Below are 1103 nucleotides of genomic sequence, written 5' to 3' on the forward strand. Positions count from 1 at the left end.
GGCACGGTACTGCTCGGCCGTCGCTAGTGTTCAGGAGCACTCAGGAAATAAAATCAGCCTCCCTATTCGGGTGCGACGGCGGTCACCTTGATCGGAAACATTGATTCGGACGCTTCGGCATCCCCACCGCCGACTGTAACCGGCACGCCGCCAAAATCTGCAGGTCGGGATGCTGCGGTCGTTGGAGCCGGGGACGGCCCGTTACCATCCGCTACTTTCTCCACCCGCACAGCCGCGTTTTTGAACAGGGGCTGCTTGGATACCGGATCCCACTCCGTCATCGTCAGTTCGTTGGCTGCGGTGGGGTGACCGTCTGGACCGGGCCGTCCCGAATCCCAATAGCCGTAATGAAACGGTGCGAATACCGTTCCCTCGCGAACATTGCTGACGCGAGCGGGAACGACAAGTTCACCGCGACGGGAGGTGACTCGTACAGTGTCACCCTCCACGATATCGAGACGGTCAGCATCCAACACCGAGATCTCCAACCACGCCGACGGCGCCGCATTGTTGAGTTGCCGGGCACGACCGGTGCGAGTGCGTGTGTGGAACTGGTACGCCGTGCGACCAGTCGTGTAGCGCAACGGAAAGTCGGCATCCGGCTCTTCGTGTGGCGGCGCGTAAGGTGCAGCCTTGAAAACGGCACGCCCGTGAGTTTCCAGCGCACGAAACGCCTGCTCACCGACCGAGGCACCGGTGAGTAGGTCATGGCCGAACGTTTCGCAATCGTCTGGCTTGGTGGCAAAGACCCCGTCACCATAGAGTCGAACTGTTCCGTCCGGATGCTCGTCGTTACACGGCCACTGAATACCGTTTCCTCCTCGAAGTCGCTCGTAGGTGATGCCGGTGTAGTCACACGGGCGGCCTCGGCTGCAATCCTGCCAAGCGCGGAATCCATCCTCCGGCCCGGCCCAGTCGAGAAGTGGCGTACCCGACTTCGTGCGGAAATTCATCCGTGCCGAGTAGTCAAGAAAAATGTCCAGGTCGCTCCTTGCCTCACCGGGCGGCTCGACGGCCTTGTCGGAGAGATGCACCGTACGATCCACGTTGGTGAAAGTTCCTGTTTTCTCGCCCCAGCCCGCGGCCGGCAGCACGACATCGGC

At 61.4% G+C, this 1103-nt stretch carries 1 protein-coding gene; it reads right to left on the reverse strand.

Features of this window, described 5'->3' with window-relative positions:
• Positions 1-62: 62 nt before the first annotated feature.
• Positions 63-1103: molybdopterin oxidoreductase family protein (locus CXY80_RS00015; RefSeq protein ID WP_158251486.1), on the reverse strand; the 1041-nt coding region annotated here is incomplete at its 5' end.

Origin of the sequence: Cryobacterium sp. M91 (assembly GCF_002929615.1) — a bacterium.
In the GTDB taxonomy this organism is placed as follows: domain Bacteria; phylum Actinomycetota; class Actinomycetes; order Actinomycetales; family Microbacteriaceae; genus Cryobacterium; species Cryobacterium levicorallinum.